General features: G+C 30.5%; 1 protein-coding gene. It reads left to right on the forward strand.

All coding sequences use genetic code 11. From position 1 onward, the window contains the following. Positions 1-81: 81 nt before the first annotated feature. The gene (locus KI356_RS27340; protein WP_212937022.1) at positions 82-933 is read left to right on the forward strand and encodes a Cof-type HAD-IIB family hydrolase; all 852 of its coding nucleotides are present in this window, start codon (positions 82-84) and stop codon (positions 931-933) included. Positions 934-1218: the final 285 nt, after the last annotated feature.

Here is a 1218-nt window from a genome sequence, read left to right on the forward strand (position 1 = left end):
AGTACTTCACGAGATTCGTATGAAAACGATACCTTTTATTTAATAAAAACTCGTGTATTTATAGAAAGTGGTGAAGAAATAATGAAATTAATCGCAATTGATTTAGATGGAACTCTTCTTTCAGGGAATAAAATGATTAGTAAAGAAAATGCAGAAGCAATTCGAAAGTGTCAAGAAGCTGGCCATGTTGTAGCAATTTGTACAGGACGTTCTATTGTGGATATTGAACGACTATTGTTAGAAGTTGATTTGGAGTGTCCGATTATCGCGGAAAATGGTGCACTTATATATAAAGATAAAAAAATGATGAAGAGATATCCAATTCAAAATATGCAGGCACTTGAGATTGTAGAATATCTTGAAGAGAATGGCTTGTATTATCAGCTTTATACTAATAAAGGTGTGTATGTACCGGATTATGGCGTAGAGAGTGTGCGTAATGAAATCGAGTATGTGAAGAATACAAAAGAAAATTTCGATTTGAAAGAGTTAGAAACGATTGCTGCATTATATCTTGAACATACAGCATTTCATAGTACAGCAAGTTGTAAACCAATTGTAGAAATGGATATACATGTGCATAAACTTTTACCGTTTTCTTATGACATAGAGAAATTAAAAAAATTAAAAGAAACGTTTCTGCATAATACTGATTTAGCTATTACATCTTCCTATTGGCATAATTTAGAGATTAACCATCGAGATGCTCAAAAAGGAAATGGATTATATACTTTAGCAGAACATCTTAATATTCCAGTTGAAAACACTGTAGCAATAGGCGATGGCTTAAACGATGTTTCTATGATGGAGAAAGCAAATATATCAATTGCAATGGGAAATGCAGTTGAAGAAATAAAAGCGATGTGTCAATACGAAACGTTAACAAATGAAGAACATGGTGTCGCACATGCTCTAAATAAATATGTAATGTAATAAAAAAAGAAAAAAAGAATCCAAATAGATTCTTTTTTTCTTTTTATTAGGGGTAAGGTATTCTATGAGATTCATAGAAGCCTTATTACACCTCATTATATAGAATATATTGGAATAAATGTATATATTTTTCATGATAGTTGTGAATTTTTTGTGAATTTTATGTTTATTGTATTTTTATACTTCTACTAGCAGCGCGTAACACTCCCATATTATTTTCTGTTTTTAATTGAAAAATAGAATTTGTTCGAATAATTATTCTACAGCTATATACCTAGGAGCACT

Source organism: Bacillus hominis, assembly GCF_018332515.1.
In the GTDB taxonomy this organism is placed as follows: domain Bacteria; phylum Bacillota; class Bacilli; order Bacillales; family Bacillaceae_G; genus Bacillus_A; species Bacillus_A hominis.